The sequence below is a fragment of the Bradyrhizobium oligotrophicum S58 genome, from assembly GCF_000344805.1.
Taxonomy (GTDB): Bacteria; Pseudomonadota; Alphaproteobacteria; order Rhizobiales; family Xanthobacteraceae; genus Bradyrhizobium; species Bradyrhizobium oligotrophicum.
Map to the genome: position 1 here is coordinate 2,901,738 of NC_020453.1, position 16,608 is coordinate 2,918,345.

At 67.1% G+C, this 16,608-nt stretch carries 18 protein-coding genes; 10 read left to right on the forward strand and 8 right to left on the reverse strand.

Translation table 11 applies throughout. From position 1 onward, the window contains the following. Positions 1-21 precede the first annotated feature (21 nt). Positions 22-1,572 carry a bifunctional 3-(3-hydroxy-phenyl)propionate/3-hydroxycinnamic acid hydroxylase MhpA gene (mhpA, locus tag S58_RS12570; RefSeq protein WP_015665693.1) on the reverse strand — a complete coding sequence of 517 codons (1,551 nt, stop codon included), beginning with the start codon at positions 1,570-1,572 and terminating at the stop codon, positions 22-24. 28 nt (positions 1,573-1,600) lie between these two features. After that, positions 1,601-2,494 carry a VOC family protein gene (locus tag S58_RS12575; protein WP_015665694.1) on the reverse strand — a complete coding sequence of 298 codons (894 nt, stop codon included), beginning with the start codon at positions 2,492-2,494 and terminating at the stop codon, positions 1,601-1,603. Positions 2,495-2,666: 172 nt separating this feature from the next. On the opposite strand from S58_RS12575, the gene S58_RS12580 reads away from it, so the two are divergent. Next, positions 2,667-3,383 carry a GntR family transcriptional regulator gene (locus tag S58_RS12580; protein ID WP_015665695.1) on the forward strand — a complete coding sequence of 239 codons (717 nt, stop codon included), beginning with the start codon at positions 2,667-2,669 and terminating at the stop codon, positions 3,381-3,383. A gap of 2 nt (positions 3,384-3,385) precedes the next feature. Here the strand turns inward: S58_RS12580 and S58_RS12585 are convergent, their stop codons facing one another. Then, positions 3,386-4,042 carry a TetR/AcrR family transcriptional regulator gene (locus tag S58_RS12585; protein ID WP_015665696.1) on the reverse strand — a complete coding sequence of 219 codons (657 nt, stop codon included), beginning with the start codon at positions 4,040-4,042 and terminating at the stop codon, positions 3,386-3,388. 206 nt (positions 4,043-4,248) lie between these two features. On the opposite strand from S58_RS12585, the gene S58_RS12590 reads away from it, so the two are divergent. Then, positions 4,249-4,680, forward strand: coding sequence for a CHRD domain-containing protein (locus S58_RS12590; protein ID WP_015665697.1), 432 nt, complete (start codon positions 4,249-4,251; stop codon positions 4,678-4,680). A gap of 25 nt (positions 4,681-4,705) precedes the next feature. Here S58_RS12590 and S58_RS12595 read toward each other — a convergent pair whose 3' ends face one another. From S58_RS12595 to S58_RS12610, 4 genes are all read right to left on the reverse strand, one after another. Next, positions 4,706-6,280 carry an EAL domain-containing protein gene (locus S58_RS12595; RefSeq protein WP_144058303.1) on the reverse strand — a complete coding sequence of 525 codons (1,575 nt, stop codon included), beginning with the start codon at positions 6,278-6,280 and terminating at the stop codon, positions 4,706-4,708. 171 nt (positions 6,281-6,451) lie between these two features. After that, complete coding sequence (locus tag S58_RS12600; RefSeq protein WP_015665699.1) at positions 6,452-7,639, reverse strand: MFS transporter; 1,188 nt, start codon at positions 7,637-7,639, stop codon at positions 6,452-6,454. A 43-nt stretch (positions 7,640-7,682) separates the two neighbouring features. Further along, complete coding sequence (locus S58_RS12605) at positions 7,683-9,044, reverse strand: NAD(P)-binding domain-containing protein (protein WP_015665700.1); 1,362 nt, start codon at positions 9,042-9,044, stop codon at positions 7,683-7,685. A 49-nt stretch (positions 9,045-9,093) separates the two neighbouring features. Continuing rightward, the gene (locus S58_RS12610; RefSeq protein ID WP_015665701.1) at positions 9,094-9,411 is read right to left on the reverse strand and encodes an ArsR/SmtB family transcription factor; all 318 of its coding nucleotides are present in this window, start codon (positions 9,409-9,411) and stop codon (positions 9,094-9,096) included. 161 nt (positions 9,412-9,572) lie between these two features. Between S58_RS12610 and S58_RS12615 the strand changes: the two genes are divergently transcribed. From S58_RS12615 to arsB, 3 genes are read left to right on the forward strand one after another with little or no spacing between them, the layout of a single operon-like run. Continuing rightward, the gene (locus S58_RS12615) at positions 9,573-9,935 is read left to right on the forward strand and encodes an ArsR/SmtB family transcription factor (protein ID WP_015665702.1); all 363 of its coding nucleotides are present in this window, start codon (positions 9,573-9,575) and stop codon (positions 9,933-9,935) included. Beyond that, complete coding sequence (locus tag S58_RS12620) at positions 9,928-10,455, forward strand: arsenate reductase ArsC (protein WP_015665703.1); 528 nt, start codon at positions 9,928-9,930, stop codon at positions 10,453-10,455. The genes S58_RS12615 and S58_RS12620 overlap by 8 nt, the downstream gene beginning before the upstream one ends. A 4-nt stretch (positions 10,456-10,459) precedes the next feature. Further along, the gene (gene arsB, locus S58_RS12625) at positions 10,460-11,488 is read left to right on the forward strand and encodes an ACR3 family arsenite efflux transporter (protein ID WP_015665704.1); all 1,029 of its coding nucleotides are present in this window, start codon (positions 10,460-10,462) and stop codon (positions 11,486-11,488) included. Positions 11,489-11,521: 33 nt separating this feature from the next. On the opposite strand, the gene S58_RS12630 is transcribed toward arsB, so the two are convergent. Next, positions 11,522-11,767, reverse strand: coding sequence for a hypothetical protein (locus S58_RS12630; RefSeq protein ID WP_144058304.1), 246 nt, complete (start codon positions 11,765-11,767; stop codon positions 11,522-11,524). Between the two features lie 332 nt (positions 11,768-12,099). Here S58_RS12630 and S58_RS12635 point away from each other — a divergent pair, with 332 nt between their 5' ends. The 5 genes from S58_RS12635 to S58_RS12655 all read left to right on the forward strand — a co-directional run bounded on the left by S58_RS12635 (position 12,100) and on the right by S58_RS12655 (position 15,916). Next, positions 12,100-12,405 (forward strand): PepSY domain-containing protein, encoded by a 306-nt coding sequence (locus tag S58_RS12635; RefSeq protein ID WP_015665706.1) that lies wholly within the window; start codon positions 12,100-12,102, stop codon positions 12,403-12,405. Continuing rightward, positions 12,406-13,071: a response regulator transcription factor gene (locus S58_RS12640; RefSeq protein WP_015665707.1), complete on the forward strand. Its 666-nt coding sequence runs from the start codon at positions 12,406-12,408 to the stop codon at positions 13,069-13,071. Then, a complete protein-coding gene (locus tag S58_RS12645) occupies positions 13,068-14,501 on the forward strand; it encodes a sensor histidine kinase (RefSeq protein WP_015665708.1) in 1,434 nt (477 codons plus the stop codon). Before S58_RS12640 ends, S58_RS12645 begins: the two co-directional genes overlap by 4 nt. 110 nt (positions 14,502-14,611) lie before the next feature. Beyond that, positions 14,612-15,160, forward strand: a complete 549-nt coding sequence (locus tag S58_RS12650) for a cytochrome b (protein ID WP_015665709.1) — start codon at positions 14,612-14,614, stop codon at positions 15,158-15,160. A gap of 60 nt (positions 15,161-15,220) precedes the next feature. Then, positions 15,221-15,916 carry a VIT1/CCC1 transporter family protein gene (locus tag S58_RS12655; RefSeq protein WP_015665710.1) on the forward strand — a complete coding sequence of 232 codons (696 nt, stop codon included), beginning with the start codon at positions 15,221-15,223 and terminating at the stop codon, positions 15,914-15,916. The last annotated feature ends 692 nt before the right edge of the window (positions 15,917-16,608 follow it).

The following is a 16,608-nucleotide window of genomic DNA, read 5'->3' on the forward strand; positions in this document are numbered from 1 at the left end:
CGTTTGATAGTCTTGTTTTGATTAGTGCAGTCGTTCGTTCAGTTCTCTCAGCAGCGCGGCGAGCTCCGGCGCGTCCCTGGCGACGCCGTAGACGTAGTGGTCGGGACGCACCAGCGCGGCGCTGCAGCCGTGGCGCTCGAACCAGCGTGCGACGACGGCGCTTTCCTCCTGCAAGCCGTTGCCATCGATGGTGATGGTGTTGATGCCGGCATCGCGCGTCGCCGCATCGATCGCGCTCGTGTTCAGCGTGCTCCGTCCATCGAGGATCAGCCGCCACCCGGTGCCGGCGACGCTGTCGAGCAGCACCCGGTCGCCGTCGCGCAGAATCCAGGGCTGCGGAAACAGCGTGCCGTTGGCCGCGTTTGGTCTTGTCGCCAGCAGGCCCTGCGTCAGCGGCGGCACGATTTCCTGCCGGGTGATGGTGCGCGGCGCACCGCCGCCTTCGGCGAGAATCCGGGCATCGCGCGCCGCGGCGGCCTCCGGATCCTGTTCGCAGATCACGCGGCCGATCGCCTTGATGCGCGCGGTCAGCTCGCGCACATGAGTGCTGCGCTCGATCTCGTAGCTGTCGAGCAGCGCCGCGCTCGATTGTCCACGCAGCACGCGGCCGAGCTTCCAGCACAGATTGGCAGCGTCGCGCAGGCCCTGGCACATGCCCTGGCCGACGAACGGCGGCTGTTGGTGGGCGGCGTCGCCGGCGAGCAGCACGCGGCCCTGGCGCCACCGGCTCGCGACCAGCGCATGGAAGCGATAGCTCGCCGCGCGCCATAGCTTTCCATCGTCAGGCGTGAGCCACGGCGAGAGCAGCTGCCAGACCTGCTCCGGCTGCTCCATCGCGTGACGATCTTCGCCGGGGCGCAGCATGATCTCGAAGCGACGATGATTGCCGGGCCCGATGATGTAGGTGGTCGGTCGCGCCGGATTGCAGAACTGGGCTGCGGTCGCCGGCAGCTTGCCGACACCAGCGTCGTTGATGAGGAGGTCGACGACGAGCCATGGCTCGTCGAAGTCGAGATCGTCGAAGCTGATGCCGAGCTTCTGGCGTACCGTGCTGGAGGCGCCGTCACACGCGATCACGTAGTTCGCCGTCACCTCGTGCGTCGCGCCGTCTGCCGCCTGCAGGATAACGGTTGCGACTTTCGCATCCTGACGGATGCCGACCAGCGTCGTGCCGAGTTCGACCGTCACGGAGGGGAAGCTGTCGACGCGGTCGCGCATCACCTGCTCGACCGGCGGCTGCGTGAACACCATGCTCGGTGTGTAGCCGAGCGGGTAGGGCTCGCCGACCATGTCGATGCGCCGGATCAACTGCCCTTGCGCGCCAAAGTGCTCGGAAGGAGGAAACGGCGCGACGTGGCGGCTGACCTGTTCGGCAATGCCGAGATTGTCGAACAGCCGCATGATCTCGTGATCGAGCGCGATCGCGCGCGGCTTGTCGTAGATGTCGACGGCGCGATCGATCGCGAGCGTAGTGATGCCCTGCGTGCCGAGCAGGCTCGCCGCGATGGCGCCGGTCGGCCCGAAGCCGATGACCACGACCTCGAAATGCTTTTGCTCTGACGTGGCGGACATGGATCGAAACTCGGAGTTGGAAAATGAATCAGGCGGCGTAGCCGACCGCGAGCTGCGCGGCCTTGACATGATCTGCCTTTGGCGGCGCGATGCCCCATTGGTCGGTGCGGCCCGGCGGCCAGACCCAATGCTCCGGTCCGCGCACGACATAGTCGTCGTCGACCTGCAGCACCTCGGCGGTGTATTCGATGACGGTGCCCTGGGGATCGATGAAGTAGGCGAACACGTTGTCGCCGGGGCCGTGGCGGCCGACGCCCCAGGCGATCGGATAACCAGCGTCGATCATGCGGCCGGCGCCGCGCATCACGCCTTCCCAGGTCGGCATCAGGAAGGCGACGTGGTTGAGGCCATCGACCTTGGCCGCGGCGATCACGACCGCATGGTGATCGGAGTTGCAGCGAACGAAGGCCATCGCCGCGGAGCGGTCGGTCAGCTTGAAGCCGAGCGCCTTCTCGTAGAATGCCGCGGAGCGGTCGACATCGGTGCTGTTGAGATTGACGTGGGCGAGCCGCTCCGGAAGCTCGGACTGCCGCGGCTTGGCATCGTGCCTGATGTCGTCATGGACGAAGCGCAGCACACCGCCTTCGGGGCCGCGCAGGCTCATCATCACGCCGCCGTCGGGGGCAGTGTTCGGCGCAGGCGCCGACAGCAGCGTTGCACCTTCATGGATGGCGTTACGCCCGATCGCATCGAAATCGCTGATGTCGGCGAGGCGGAAGGTCACGGCCTTCAGCTCGGTGCGCTTGCTCGGATGCAGCGCCACGACGTGATGATCGCTGCCGGTCGCCCGCAGATAGACCACGCCGTCGGCGTCGGCGACGCGCTCCAATCCCCAGGTCTGGCGATAGAACGCCTCCGAACGCGCGAGATCGGGCGTGCCCAGATCGACGCTGCGCAGAGCCGTGACCGGAAACCGGGTCATGAGCGTGTCCTCCAGCGCGATCCCCGGCGGGGACGCGCGACATTTCTATGCGTGGCCGGCGAGCCGGCTCGATCTGTTTATTACATAAAAAATCGAAATCAAACAGAATTTATAAATTTTATGTTTCGGGGGTAGGCTCTATACAAGTTGCCTGATTCAGAGGAGATCGAGCGTGGATGCGGTGATCGAGGCCGAGGGGCAGGGCCCGTCGACCCAGGCGAGCCATGTGTATGACCGGCTGCGCGAGGACCTGCTGTCCGGCCGGCTCGCGCCGTCGCGCAAGCTGCAGATGCGGTTTTTGACCGAGACCTATCAGACCGGGCAGACGCCGCTGCGCGAGGCGCTCAACCGTCTCACCGCCGACGGGTTGGTCGAGGTGCGTGAGCAGCGCGGCTTCTACGTCAAGGACATCAGCCGCGCCGAGCTCGCCGAGCTGACCAAGACGCGCTGCTGGGTCGAGGCGCTGGCGCTGCGCGAGTCGATGGCGGCGGCGACGCCTGATTGGGAGGAGCAGCTGGTGCTGGCGCAGCATCGCCTCAGCCGCGCGCCGCGCTCGCTCAGCGCGACGACGTTCGAGGACAATCCGGAGTGGGAGAGGCTGCACCGGATCTATCACCGGATCCTGATCTCCAACTGCGGCTCGCAATCGCTGATCGCGTTCTGCGGTCAACTCGCCGACCAGCTCTATCGCTATCGCCGGCTGTCGATCCGCAAGGCGTTTCCATCACGCGCCGTCGGCGACGAGCACGCCGACATCGTCAACGCCGTGCTGAACGCCGACACGGAAGGCGCGGTCGCGCTGCTCACCGCGCACTATCAGCGCACCGCCGACGTGATCCTGCAGGACGAGACGATCTTTCCGGAGCTGCGCAAGAACAAGCAGACGTAAGGTCACGTCGTCGCGGCGAGGAAGAAGTCGACGCGCTTCTCGACATGCGCCTGGGCTTCCTTCTTCAGGGCCCGCATGTCCTCGCCGAGCAGGCTGCGGATCAGCACGGCGAACACGACGAGATCGAGGAAGATCCGTGCGCTGTCCTCGATACGGTCGGCCGAGAATGCGCCCTTGCCGGCGAGGCCTTCGGCGCGGGCCAGCTCGCCGATCGCGTGGCTCACATTGCAGGTGGCGCGCTTGCGGGCCGTATCCTGGATTTCGAGCGTCAGCTCGGGAAAACGCGGATTTTCAGCAATCGCGGTGCGCATCAGGCCGATCGTGTCCTCGACGAAGGCGCGCTCGATCAAGGTCAGCCCGAGGCTGATCAGCCGGGCGCGAAAGGTGCGGCCCTGCGGTACGAGGTTCTCATATTGGGTGTTGCGCGCGGCATGGCGGGCGATCACCGCCGCGAACAGCGCCGCCTTGCTGGGAAAGCGCGCATAGATGGTCGGCTTGCCGGCGCGCGCGGTCTGCGCGATCTCGTCGACGCTCGCGCCCTCGAAGCCATTTGCGAGGAACACCGTCTTTGCCGCGTCGAGAATGCGTTCCTCGACCTCGCCGGCACGTTCGAGCGAAGGCCGCCCCACCTTGCCGCGCGCCGTCTTGGAAGCAACCATTCGATCCGCCATGGCTTTCTTTCTTTCGAGGCTTTCTTTCGAGGCCTTTTTGTTCCCGTCCTTGTTTGGCACAGGGGTCGGGATTGTTCAATCAACGCGGCCGAGGCCGCTGCTCATGCCTGGGTACCAACGCGTTTGACGGAATATCGGCTTGCCCGCGGGGTCTCGAACACTCAGACTGCACAAAACGATTTGGGAGGAAAACCATGGCTGGGAAATTCGTTCATCTGGCGTTGCTCGCCGTCGCCGCCTGCGTCGCGGCCGCGCCGCTCGCTCATGCCGAAACCGTCATCCTGAAGTCCGAGCTCAAGGCCGCCAACGAGGTGCCGCCGAATGCCTCCGCCGCGTCGGGCGCGGCTGAAGCAAGCCTCGATACCGCGACCAGGACGCTGACCTGGAAGGTCACCTATTCGGGCCTCACCGGGCCGGCGATGGGGGCCCATTTCCACGGCCCCAGCGAGCCCGGCAAGAATGCCGGCATCGTGCTGCCGTTCAAGAGCCCTGAAAGCCCGATTAGCGGCTCGGCCGTGATCACGGACGCCCAGGCCGCCGATCTGCTGGCCGGCAAATGGTACGCCAACGTCCACACTCAGGCGAACCCGGGCGGCGAAATTCGCGGCCAGATGACGAGGCAGTGAGGCGCGAGGTCCTGCGGGCTCGCCGTCATGCCGCCAGTTCCGGCTTGGCGGCGCGGCCCGGGACGGCTGACACCCGGCGCACGTCGAGGAACTGCTTGAAGCGGCCGAGCGACAGCGGCGGCGCGACTAGATAACCCTGGCCTTCCTCGACCCCGCAGGCGATCAGCGCATCGACCTGCTCCTGATGCTCGATGCCCTCGGCGACCACGGACATGTCGAGCTCGCGCGCCAGCGCCACCAGCATCTGCACCACCACGATGGCGGACTGGTCGCGGGTGATCGCGTCGACGAAGAACTTGTCGATCTTGAGGATGCGCGCGCCGAGCCGCTGGATATAGGACAGGCCGCTATGGCCGATGCCGACGTCGTCGAGCGCGACGCGGAAGCCGAGCTCGCCGAGCTCCTTTACGACGTCAGTCGCCTTGTCGAGATCGGCAAGCTCCTCGCGCTCGGTGACCTCGAGCACGACCTGGCGGGTGGAGACCGATGACGACGCGACCGTCTTGCGCAGATCGTCGATGAAGCGGTCGCCGAGCAGATGACGCGGGGTGATGTTGACGGACAGCTTGAACAGCTTGTCCTGCTTCATCTCCGGCTGCAGCTCGCGCAAGGCGGTCTTGAGAAGCTGCCAGGTCAGCTTCTCGATGCGGCCGGAGCTCTCGGCCAGCGGGATGAAGCTCATCGGCGGAATCAGCCGGCCATCCGGCTTTTCCCAGCGCGCCAGGATCTCGCAGCCGATGATGTCGCCGGTCTTCAGCCGGAAGGTCGGCTGCACATAGGGCTTGAACTCGTTGGCCGCGAGCGCGCGGTCGAGCTCGGCGACCGGATCCACCGGCCGGCTGAGGTAGCTCGCGAGCAGCAGGCCGAATACGCCGCCCAGCGTGCCGGCGGCGAGCATCGTCAGGAGATAAGCGAGGTCGCGGCGCGCGCTCAGGCTCTGTGGCCGCACATGGATCGTGGCCTGCAGCGGATAGCGGTCGGACACGGTGGTGAAAGCGACGGACTGCGCCGGCGACTTGGCGGATGCGTCGGGATGATAGCCCGCTACCTGCTCGCCATCGGGCAGGGTCAGGGTGACGTTGCTCTCGGCGCGCAGGCCGACCGGCATCACGTCCAGCAAATTGCCGTCGATGCGCAGGATCGCCGCCAGCGACCGTTGCGCGTCGATGTCGCGCATCACGCCGAATGCGGCGCCGGTGAACTGCTCGACGCGGAACAGCCGCAACTCGCCGTCGGCGGACTTGAACATCTCGTCGCGCCGCGCCCAGCCATTGTCGAATTCGAGCGTCTCCGAATAGGCTGCGCATTGAACCGCTCCGTCGCGATCGACGGTGCGGATGTCCTTGATGATGGTGCCTTGATAGACGTGAAGGCGCAGCGCCTGCAGTGCGATGGCGCTGCAGTCCATGGGACCCTTTGCGATGAGGCGGTTCAGGATCGATCCGGCCGAGTCGATCGCGGCCTCGGAGCGGCGCAGCGCCACCTTGCTGAGCTCGCTGAGCTGCCGCGCGGTCTGGCCGCCGATCAGTGCGGTGACGGCGAGATCGGCGCCGGCCAGGAAGACCCCGACGCAGGCGACCACCGCCCCGACACGAAGCATGTGTTTGCGTTGCAATGCCATCGTGTCGTGAACGCTCCCCCGTATGACCACGGGGCATCGTTCAATCCAACCTTCAACTTTCCGTATATTGGCGGCCGATATGCCTTGCGGCAGCGCCAGGAGGGCGGGCGGGGCCTGAAAGCTGGTTAAGGACGTCTTACCAGGGGCGGCTCAGGCCGCCTCGTCTGGCGTACCGCTCGGAACCGCCGCCTCGGCGCGCTCGGCCGGGAGCAGCATCAAGGCGGCGAGCGCCGACAGGCTCAGGCTCGCCGACACGATCAGCACGCCGCGGCCGAGCCCATCGATCAGCAGGCCGAACAGCAGCGGCGCGAAGGCCTGGCAGATCCGCGATGGCGCGCCGATCAGGCCGAGCCGGTAGGCGTAGTTGGCGGGGCCGAAGATCGCGAGCGGCAGGGTGCCGCGGGCAATCGTCAGGATGCCGTTGCCGGAGCCGTGCAGCAGCGCGAACGCCGCCGCCGCACCGCCGCCGAACAGCCCGATCGTCAAGGCGCCGATCGGATGGGTGATGCAGGCGAGCCGCGCCGAGGCGAGCGGATGGAAGCGGCTGAGGAAGCCGGCCTCGAACACGCGCGCGGCGACCTGCGCCGGCCCGATCATCATGCCCGCGAACAGCGCCTGTGCCGGCGTCGCGCCGAACGCCTGCATCAGCCGCGGCAGATGCACCGCCATCGCCGCGGTCACGGTCCACGCCGCCGCCATCGCAAACGCGATCAGCACCATCGGACGGTCGAGCGGGATGCTCGGCTTGCCCGTCGGCATCTCGCCGGGCGCCATCTGGGTCGCACGCGGCAGCGACAAATTGAGCGGCAGGCCGATCACGAGATGCGCGATCGCCCAGGCAAAACAGGTCTCGCGCCAGCCGATCGTCGCGAGCCCCCAGGTGCTCAGCGGCCAGCCGACGGTGGAGGCGAAGCCTGCGATCAGGGTGATGCCGGTGATCGCGCCGCGGGCATCCTTGCCATAGATGCGCCCGAGCGCGCCGAATGCAGCATCGTAGAGGCCGAGCCCCATGCCGACGCCGAGCAGGAGCCACGCCACCGCCATCACCCACAGCGAATGCGACAGGCCGAGCAAAGCGAGCCCGCCCGCCAGCACGAGGTTGGAGGCGCACAGCACCTGACGGCCGCCGACGCGGTCGATCTGGCGGCCGATGCGCGGGCCCAACAGGCCGGAGATGATCAGCGAGGCCGAGAACGCGGCGAAGAACCAGTTGTTGGACAGGCCGAGATCCCTGGCGATCGGGTCGGCGAGGATGGCGGGCAGATAATAGCTCGATCCCCAGGCCAGCGTCTGGGCGGTGCCGAGAGCGATGACCACGCCCAGCCGTCGTGCCTGCATTCCGTTCGACCTCTCCTTGGCTCCGCGTCACGAAGTCTCTGCGTCACGAGCAGCCGCAGCCGCTGCGACCAGCCAGCTTGGCTTTGGCATCATCGGCACAGCAACTGTCTACGCCCGATGGCGCCGGTCCGCCACAGCAGCCGGACAAGGCTGCAATGCTCTCCACCCCGCCGCGGGTGCAGACGCCCGTCTCAGGTAGCTGCAATTCAACGCGATGCGCGGCAGTCTTGTCGCCGGCAATGTCGGCGGTGATCGAACGGACCTGCTCATAGCCCGTCATCATCAGGAAGTTTGGCGCGCGGCCATAGCTCTTCATGCCGGCGAGATAGAGCCCGGGCTCGTCGGCCTGCGCCAGTTCGCGTGCGCCATGCGGCCGCACCGTGCCGCAGGAATGTTCGTTGGGATCGATCAACGGGGCCAGCGCAACAGGGGCTTCGATCGCGGGATCGAGCCGCAGGCGCAGCTCCGACAGCAGCGAGAGGTCGGGGCGGAAGCCGGTGGCGACGATCAGCTCGTCCGCCGTGATGTGGCGGTCACCGGTGGCAATGATCGAGAGCCGGCCGTCATCGTCCGCAATCCGCGCCACGCGAAAACCGGTCTCGACCCGGATGCGCCCCGATCGCACCAGCGCGGCGAAGGCCATGCCGAGCTCGCCGCGGGCCGCGAGCTGATCGGCGCTGCCGCCGCCGAACGCCTTCGCCGGATCGTCGCTGCGCAGCAGCCAGATCGCCCGCGTTTCCGGCGCATCCTCGGCAAGGGTCGCCAGCTCCATCAGCGTACCGATCGCCGAATGGCCGGCGCCCAGCACCGCAACCGTCTTGCCGGCGTAGCGGCTGCACTGCGCGCCGCAGACGTCGGGCATCCCATAGGCGATGCGCGTGCGATGCTCGGACTCGCCGAGCGCCGGCAGGCCGTTGCCGCCGGCGTGATTGGGCGAGAACCAGGTGCCGGAGACGTCGATCACGGCGTCGGCCTGCAGTGCCGCCTCGCCGTTGCCGTTGCGGGTGCGGATCTCGAACGGCGCATCGGCGCGTCCCTTCGACTTGGCCTTGTCGAAGCCGACGCGGCTGATCGCGGTGACGCGATGCGATGTCCTGATGACGTCGCGTAGCGCAGTGCGCGTCGCGAGCGGCGCGAGATAGGCATCGATCAACTCGCGCCCGGTCGGGTAGACCTCGGGTTCGGGCGAATTCCATCCCGTCGCAGCGAGCAGCCGCGCCGCTGCGGTATCGATGTTGTATTTCCACGGCGAGAACAGCTGGACGTGCTGCCACTGCCGCACCGCATGGGCCGCTTCGGGTCCGGCCTCCAGCACGACCGGTTGCAGGCCGCGCTCCAGCGCATGCGCCGCTGCCGCGAGTCCGACCGGGCCGGCGCCGATGATTGCAACCGTCTTGGCATCCATCACGTGTTCCTCCCATATTTCTAGAATCATCGAATTATTTGCCAAATGATCAGGCGGCCGGCCTCTCGGTGCCGCAGCCTTGCTCCTCGGCGCAGCATTCGGAGACCAGGAAGCCGAGCAGGGAGCGCATCACGTCATATTCGGCATGGCAGACCAGCGTCGTACCCTCGCGCTGCTGCGAGATCAGCCCGACCGCGACCAGCGCCTTGACGTGATGCGACAGCGTGGACGCCGGAATCTTCAGCCGCTCCTGCAGCCGGCCGACCGGCATTCCGGCATGCCCGGCGCGCACCAGCGCGCGGTAGATCTTCAGGCGCGTGGTGTTGCCGAGGGCTTCCAGGCGGGCAGCGGCGTCGTCGAGCTTCATGACAAGAAGGATGCGGCACGCGGCGGGCCGAAGTCAAACGATATTTCTAGAATATTGGAAATATTGGGGTGAGGGATCGCGACCTCAGCGGATGCGCCAGTTGCCCGCTCCACCTCTCGTCCTGCTTGACTTTGGCAATATATATCCATAATTCTGGATATATGGAAAGCGAGCAAGCTGTTCTGGCCTTGGCCGCGCTGGCGCAGTCGACGCGCCTGCAGGCCTTTCGCATGTTGGTGCAGCATGAGCCTGGGGGGCTGGCGGCGGGTGAGCTCGCAAGTCTGCTCGAAGTGCCGCAGAACACGCTGTCGGCGCATCTCTCCGTGCTCGCGCGGGCCGGCCTCGTCACCTCGCAGCGGCACAGCCGCTCGATCGTCTACCGGGCCGATCTCTCGCAGTTCCGGGAGGTCGCGCTGTTTCTGCTGCAGGACTGCTGCGGCGGACGCCCGGAGGTCTGCGCGCCCGTCATCGAAAGTCTCACGCCTTGTTGTGCGCCGAAGCGCAAGGAGAAGAGCCGTGCCTGATCGCAGCTACAATGTGCTGTTTCTCTGCACCGGAAATTCGGCGCGCTCGGTGCTGGCCGAGTCGATCCTTCGCAAGGATGGTGCCGGCCGCTTCCGCGCCTTCTCCGCCGGCAGCACGCCGAAGGGCGCGGTACATCCCCTGGCGCTCGAGACACTCGTGCGCATGGACTATCCGACCGACGATCTGCGCTCCAAGAGCTGGAGCGAGTTCGCCGTCGCTGGCGCGCCGGTGATGGATTTCGTGTTCACCGTCTGCGACAATGCCGCCGGCGAAGCCTGCCCGATCTGGCCGGGGCAGCCGATGACCGCGCATTGGGGCATCGAGGATCCGGCGGCGGCCGCAGGCACGGAGCTGGAGAAGCTCACGGCGTTCACGACCGCCTTCCGTTATCTGAAGAACCGGATCGACGCCTTCATCAATCTGCCGCTTGGCCGCATCGACGCGTTGTCGCTCGGCACGCGGCTGCGCGAGATCGGGACGGGCGATGGGACAACCTCGTTCCGCTCCGACGTGGCGTGATCCGATGACGACGTTCGAGCGCTATCTGACGGTCTGGGTCCTGCTCTGCATCATCACGGGAATCGGTCTCGGCCATCTGATGCCGGGTCTGTTCGCCGTCGTGGCATCTGCTGAACTCGCCCGCGTCAACCTGCCGGTCGCGGCCCTGATCTGGCTGATGATCATTCCGATGCTGCTGAAGATCGATTTCGCCGCGCTCGGCAATGTGAAGGAGCATTGGCGCGGCATCGGCGTCACCTTGTTCGTGAACTGGGCCATCAAGCCGTTTTCGATGGCACTGCTCGGCAGTGTCTTCATTGGCCATGTCTTCGCCCCGATGCTGCCCGCGGGGCAGCTGTCGTCGTACGTGGCCGGACTCATCCTGCTGGCGGCCGCGCCGTGCACGGCCATGGTGTTCGTGTGGTCCAACCTCTGCGAGGGTGAGCCGCACTATACGCTGAGCCAGGTCGCGCTCAACGACGTCATCATGGTGTTCTTGTTTGCACCGCTCGTCGGTCTTCTGCTCGGCGTCGCCTCGATCTCGGTGCCCTGGACCACGCTGCTGCTGTCGGTGCTGCTCTACATCGTGGTGCCGGTGATCGTGTCGCAGCTCTGGCGCCGGGCGTTGCTGCGCGCGAAGGGAGGCGCCTTCGAGCGCACCATGCGCGTGCTACAGCCGGTCTCTCTGGTCGCGCTGCTGGCGACGCTCGTGCTGCTGTTCGGCTTCCAGGGCGAGCAGATCCTGAAACAGCCGGTCGTGATCGCGATCCTTGCCGTGCCGATCCTGATCCAGGTCTATCTCAACGCGGGCATTGCCTATTGGCTGAGCCGCCGGCTCGGCGTGGCCTGGTGCGTCGCGGCTCCGGCCGCGTTGATCGGCGCCAGCAATTTCTTCGAGCTGGCGGTCGCCGCCGCGATCAGCCTGTTCGGGCTCGACTCCGGGGCCGCGCTTGCGACCGTCGTCGGGGTTCTGGTCGAAGTCCCCGTGATGCTGTCGGTCGTACGCATCGTCAAGGCGACGCGAAGCTGGTACGAAGCGGGCCTGCCGGCATAACGCGTCGCCCGCGTCGTCAGCAGCCGATCCGCCTCACCGCCGCGGTTCGTCCTGGTCGTCGTCGTCGCCTTCGCGCTCCCTGCGGGCGGGCTCGTAGCTCAGCGACTGGCTTTCGGCCCGCTCATGCAGCGCCGCGAGATGCGCGTAGGCTCCGGGACCGCCGTCAATGGCACGGGCCACCGGCACCAGCGCCGGCGCCGTCTCCTGGCTGGCCTGTGACACCGCCCAAATGCCGCCCAGTCCCGCCAGCAGGGCTGCCAGTGTCATCGTCCTACGCATGCTTACTCTCCGAACTCACCGCGCCCCCGGCTCGCTCCGTCCGGACGGATCGTGTCCCAGGTGCGCTGACAGCTTGCTGTCAGGTTGCGTCAGCGAACTGTCAGCTTGGCTCGGGCAGGATGCCGTAATGTGCGAGTTTCCACCCCCGCATCGATCCGAGCGCAATTCCGACATCGGAAGTTCAAACAAAAATCCGCACCAGCTCCCTAGCATTTGCGAATGCTCCGCAATCCGAAACCGGTAGGCGTGAGCGCAACGAATGACGACGAGCTTTGAAGATCAGAGCGTCTGGTCCCGGGAAGATCATGCATTTGCCTCAAACAGGACGGTTTATGCGCGTCACGGCCGTGGCGATGCTGATATCGACGGCGGCGTCCGCGGCGACGGTGGCCCGCGAGGACGATCGTGAGCGCCGTGATGCGGTGCGCCGCGCCGTGGAAGCGGGCGACGTCCTGCCGCTGTCGCAGATCCTGCCGAGATTGCGCGGCCGGGTCGCGGGCGACGTGACGGGGATCGATGTCGAGCGCCAGCGTGGCCGCTGGCGCTATGAGTTTCGGGTGATCGGTCGCGATGGCCGGGTGCGCGAGGTCTATGTCGATGCGCGCAGCGGCGAGATCGAACGGATCGAGGAAAAATAGATGCGTGTGCTGCTGGTCGAGGACGATCCGCGGCTGGCGTCCGACCTGTCGCGGACGCTCCAGGCTGCCGGCTATCTGGTGGAGACCTCGGGCGACGGCGAGCAGGCCTGGTTTCTCGGCGATACCGAAGACTATGGCGCCGTGATCCTCGATCTCGGTCTGCCCGGCATGGACGGCCTGTCGGTGCTGAAACGCTGGCGCGGCGCCGGCCGGCACATGCCGGTGCTGATTCTCACGGCGCGCGCGAGCTGGGCCGAGCGGGTCGACGGCATCGATGCCGGCGCTGACGATTACCTGCCGAAGCCGTTTCGCAACGAAGAGCTGCTGGCGCGGCTGCGCGCGATCGTCAGGCGCTCCGCCGGCCATGCCGCCCCGGTGCTCTCGTCCGGCGATCTCACGCTCGACGAGCGGCAGATGAAGGTCAGCCTGTCGGGCGTGCCGGTGGCGCTGTCGCAGCTCGAATACCGGCTGATCGCCTATCTGTTGCGGCAGAGCGGCCGGGTCGTGCCGCAGCACGAGCTGGAGGAGAACGTCTACGGCCTCGGCCACGAGCACGACTCCAACGCGCTCGAAGTGCTGGTCCGGCGGGTGCGCAAGAAGCTCGGTGCCGACATCATCGAGACCCGCCGCGGCTTCGGCTATCTCATTCCGGAGACGGCAGAATGAGGCTGGGCTCGCTGCGGCTGCGTCTGGTGGCGGCGGGCACCATCGCTCTTCTCGTCGCGCTCGGCGTCGCCGGCTTCGGCATGGTCGTGCTGTTCAAGCGTCATGTCGCGCGGACGCTCGCGGCCGATCTCGACGTGCATCTGCGGCAATTGCTGAATGGCCTGGAGGTCGACGCCGAGGGACGCATCGTCGTGTCGCGGCCGCCGGCCGATCCGCGCTTCGTGGTGCCGCTGTCGGGGCTGTACTGGCAGATCTCGGACGATCACGGCCTGCTGCTGCGATCACGCTCGCTGTGGGACACGATCCTGCCGCTGCCGATCGACGAGCCCGGGCCGAGCGACGTGCATCAGCATGAGCTGGCCGGGCCGGACGGCGCGCACGTGCTGGTCGCGGAGCGCGGCATCGTGATGAATCCGGAAAGCCAGATCAAGGTGCGCGCGGCCGTGGCCTACGATCTCGACGGCGCCGCCATCGCGGTGCGCAACTTCGCCAAGGATCTGTCGATCGCGCTCGCTGTGCTCGCCTTCATCCTCGCGGTCGGCACCTCCGTTCAGGTCAGTCTCGGCCTGCGTCCGCTGGCCGTGCTGCGCCGTGGCGTCGCCGAGATCCGCAGCGGCCGGCGCCAGCATCTTCCGGTGGACGTGCCGACCGAGGTGGCGCCGCTGGTCGAGGAGGTCAACGCGCTGCTCGATGCGCAGAGCCGCGAGATCATGCGCTCGCGCAGCCGTGCCGCCGATCTCGCGCACGGCTTCAAGACGCCGCTGGCTGCGCTCACCGCCGACGCCGCGCGGCTGAAGGAGCTCGGCCAGCTCGAGCTGGCGCGCAATGTCGAGGACGTCGCCGAGGCGATGAGCCGGCAGGTCGATCGCGAGCTGGCGCTGGCGCGGCTGCGCGGCAAGGCGCGCGGCGGGCCGGAGGCCGCGACCGAGCTGGCGCCGCTGGTGGATGCGCTGCTTGGAACGCTCGGCCGCACGCCGGCGGCCGCCCATGTCAGTTTCGATGGCGAGGTGCCGTCAGGCCTGCGCGTCGCCATGGATCGCACGGATCTCGCCGAGGTGCTCGGCAATCTCCTGGAGAATGCCGCGCGTCACGCGGCGAGCACCGTTCGCATCGTCGCCAGCGCGGCCCCGCTGATCGTCTCTGTGGAGGATGACGGCCCCGGCATCCCGGAGGCGAAGATCGGCCGCGTGCTCGAGCGCGGCGGCCGCCTCGACGAGCAGGGGCCCGGCAGCGGTCTGGGGCTCGCGATCGTGCAGGACGTGCTCGAGGCCTATGGCTGGCGCCTGCAGATCGGTCGCTCCGAGCTCGGCGGCGCCCGGATCACGATCGCGCCGGCCATCGTCCCGGCGCTTCGCGGGCCGCAGCCCGTGGCCTCCAACGTGACCTCCAAGGCGGCGAGCCCGCTCCCGTCCATTCTGACAGCAGGCTGACATCGCCCGTCAGCGGCGCGACGCCCCCGATCGCGTATTGCCTCCGGCCATGTCACCCCGCGTTCCGGCTTGCCCGCAGCGAGGTGCCCAATGGCCTAAGGAAGCTGATCATGCGTATTCGAAACTCCGCCAAGACGTATGGCTCCGTCGCGATCGCACTGCACTGGATCGTCGCCGTGCTGGTGCCGGCGGCGTGGATTTCAGGTCACCTCGGCGACATGCTGCCGCGCCCCTCTCATGACGTCGGCCTGTTTATGCACGTCTCGCTCGGGCTGTCGATGCTCGGCTTCGCGCTCGCGCGCCTCGCCTGGCGTCTGGCCGATCCGCCGCCGGCCCCTGAAGCGACCAAATTCGGTACGTGGACCGTTCATGCCGGCGAGATCGCGCATCTGCTGATCTACGGCATCATGTTCGCCATCCCGATCCTCGGCATCCTCACCCAGTTCGCCCGCGGCTACGGCTTGCCGGTGTTCGGCCTGTTCGAGATCGCCTCCCCGTGGGTCGGCGACCGCGGCTTCGCCCACGACATGAAGGAGATGCACGAGGCGCTGGCCAACGGCCTGATGATCCTGATCGGCCTGCATGCGGGCGCCGCGCTGCTGCATCATTATTGGCTGCACGATCGCACCTTGCGGCGGATGGTGCCGGGACTGCGGTGATCGCGGCTGTCATCCCGGCCTGCTAAAAGGCCTCCGTCGATCACGCCAACGGAGGCCGCCATGCCGGCAACGCCGCACATCGAAAAGCACTTCACCGCGTCGGAGGTCGTCCGCGACGTCGTCATCGGCATGGCCGACGGCCTCACCGTTCCATTTGCGCTCGCCGCCGGTCTTTCGGCGGCGGTCGCCAAGACCGACGTGATCGTGACGGCCGGTCTCGCCGAGGTCGTCGCCGGCGCGATCGCGATGGGGCTCGGCGGCTATCTCGCCGCCCGCTCCGACGCCGAGCACTATGCCGCCGAGGAGAAGCGGGAGCACGACGAGATCGAGCAGCTGCGCGGCCGCGAGGTCGAGGAGGTCGCGGCGATCTTCCGCGGCTACGGCCTCGAAGGCCAGGCGCTGACGACCGTGGTCGACGCCATCGCGTCGGATCGCAAGCGCTGGGTCGACTTCATGATGCGTTTCGAGCTCGGCCTCGAACGTCCGGATCCCAAGCGCGCGCCGGTCAGCGCCGTGACCATCGGCGGCTCCTACGTGATCGGCGGCCTGATCCCGCTGATCCCCTACATGCTAGCGGCGGATATCTCATCGGCGCTCCGCATCTCGGTGGTCGCAACCGGCATCGCGCTCTTGATCTTCGGCGCCATCAAGGGCCACTTCACCGGCGTCAACAAGATCAAGTCGGCGCTGCAGACCGCCCTCGTCGGCGGCCTCGCCGCCGGCGCCGCCTTCTGGCTGGCGCATCTGTTCGGGTGAGGCGGGACGAGCGCGGCAGAGATGCGCACGATGCGTCGTTCCGTCGCGATATCTCCCCGTCATTCCGGGGCATTTGCGCGCAAAATGGCGAAAGTCATTTTGCGCGCAAATGAGCCCGGAATCCATAGCCACAGGCCGCAATCAGACGCGAGACGCTAGTGGCGTGTACCTCGGACTCACGCTGGCGTCATGGGTATGGATTCCGGGCTCATCGCTTCGCGATGCCCCGGAATGACGACGGGTGAGAGCCGTGGTGCACTGATATCTGCGGCGAAAGCCGAGTCCCGAACGTCGTTAGGTGCCGTAGGGTGGGCAAAGAGGCGCACGCGGCAACGCCGCGTCACATCGTGCCCACCGCGTTTCGGGCGGTGGGGATGGTGGGCACGCGCCGCCTTTGGCGTCGCTTTGCCCACCCTCCGGCAGCGTCGTCTGCGGCGAAGGCTCCAAGCTCGCCGAGTTCGAAACCGTTGGTGCTCTGCGGATCTGGAGACATCCTGCCGATGGCGTTGGGTTGACACCATTTGTCAGCCTTGAACTGGCGTAGCTCAGCTTTAGGCCAGACAGCCGATCGTTATGGTAGGGATGCGGCGGCTTTGGGCCAGGCTGTGTGAAAACGCTCTGTTTAAAGTGACTCGCGCGATAAAACGGGCAGAGACCCTCGACAGGCAGCTCGACCAGATCAGGTCGGACGG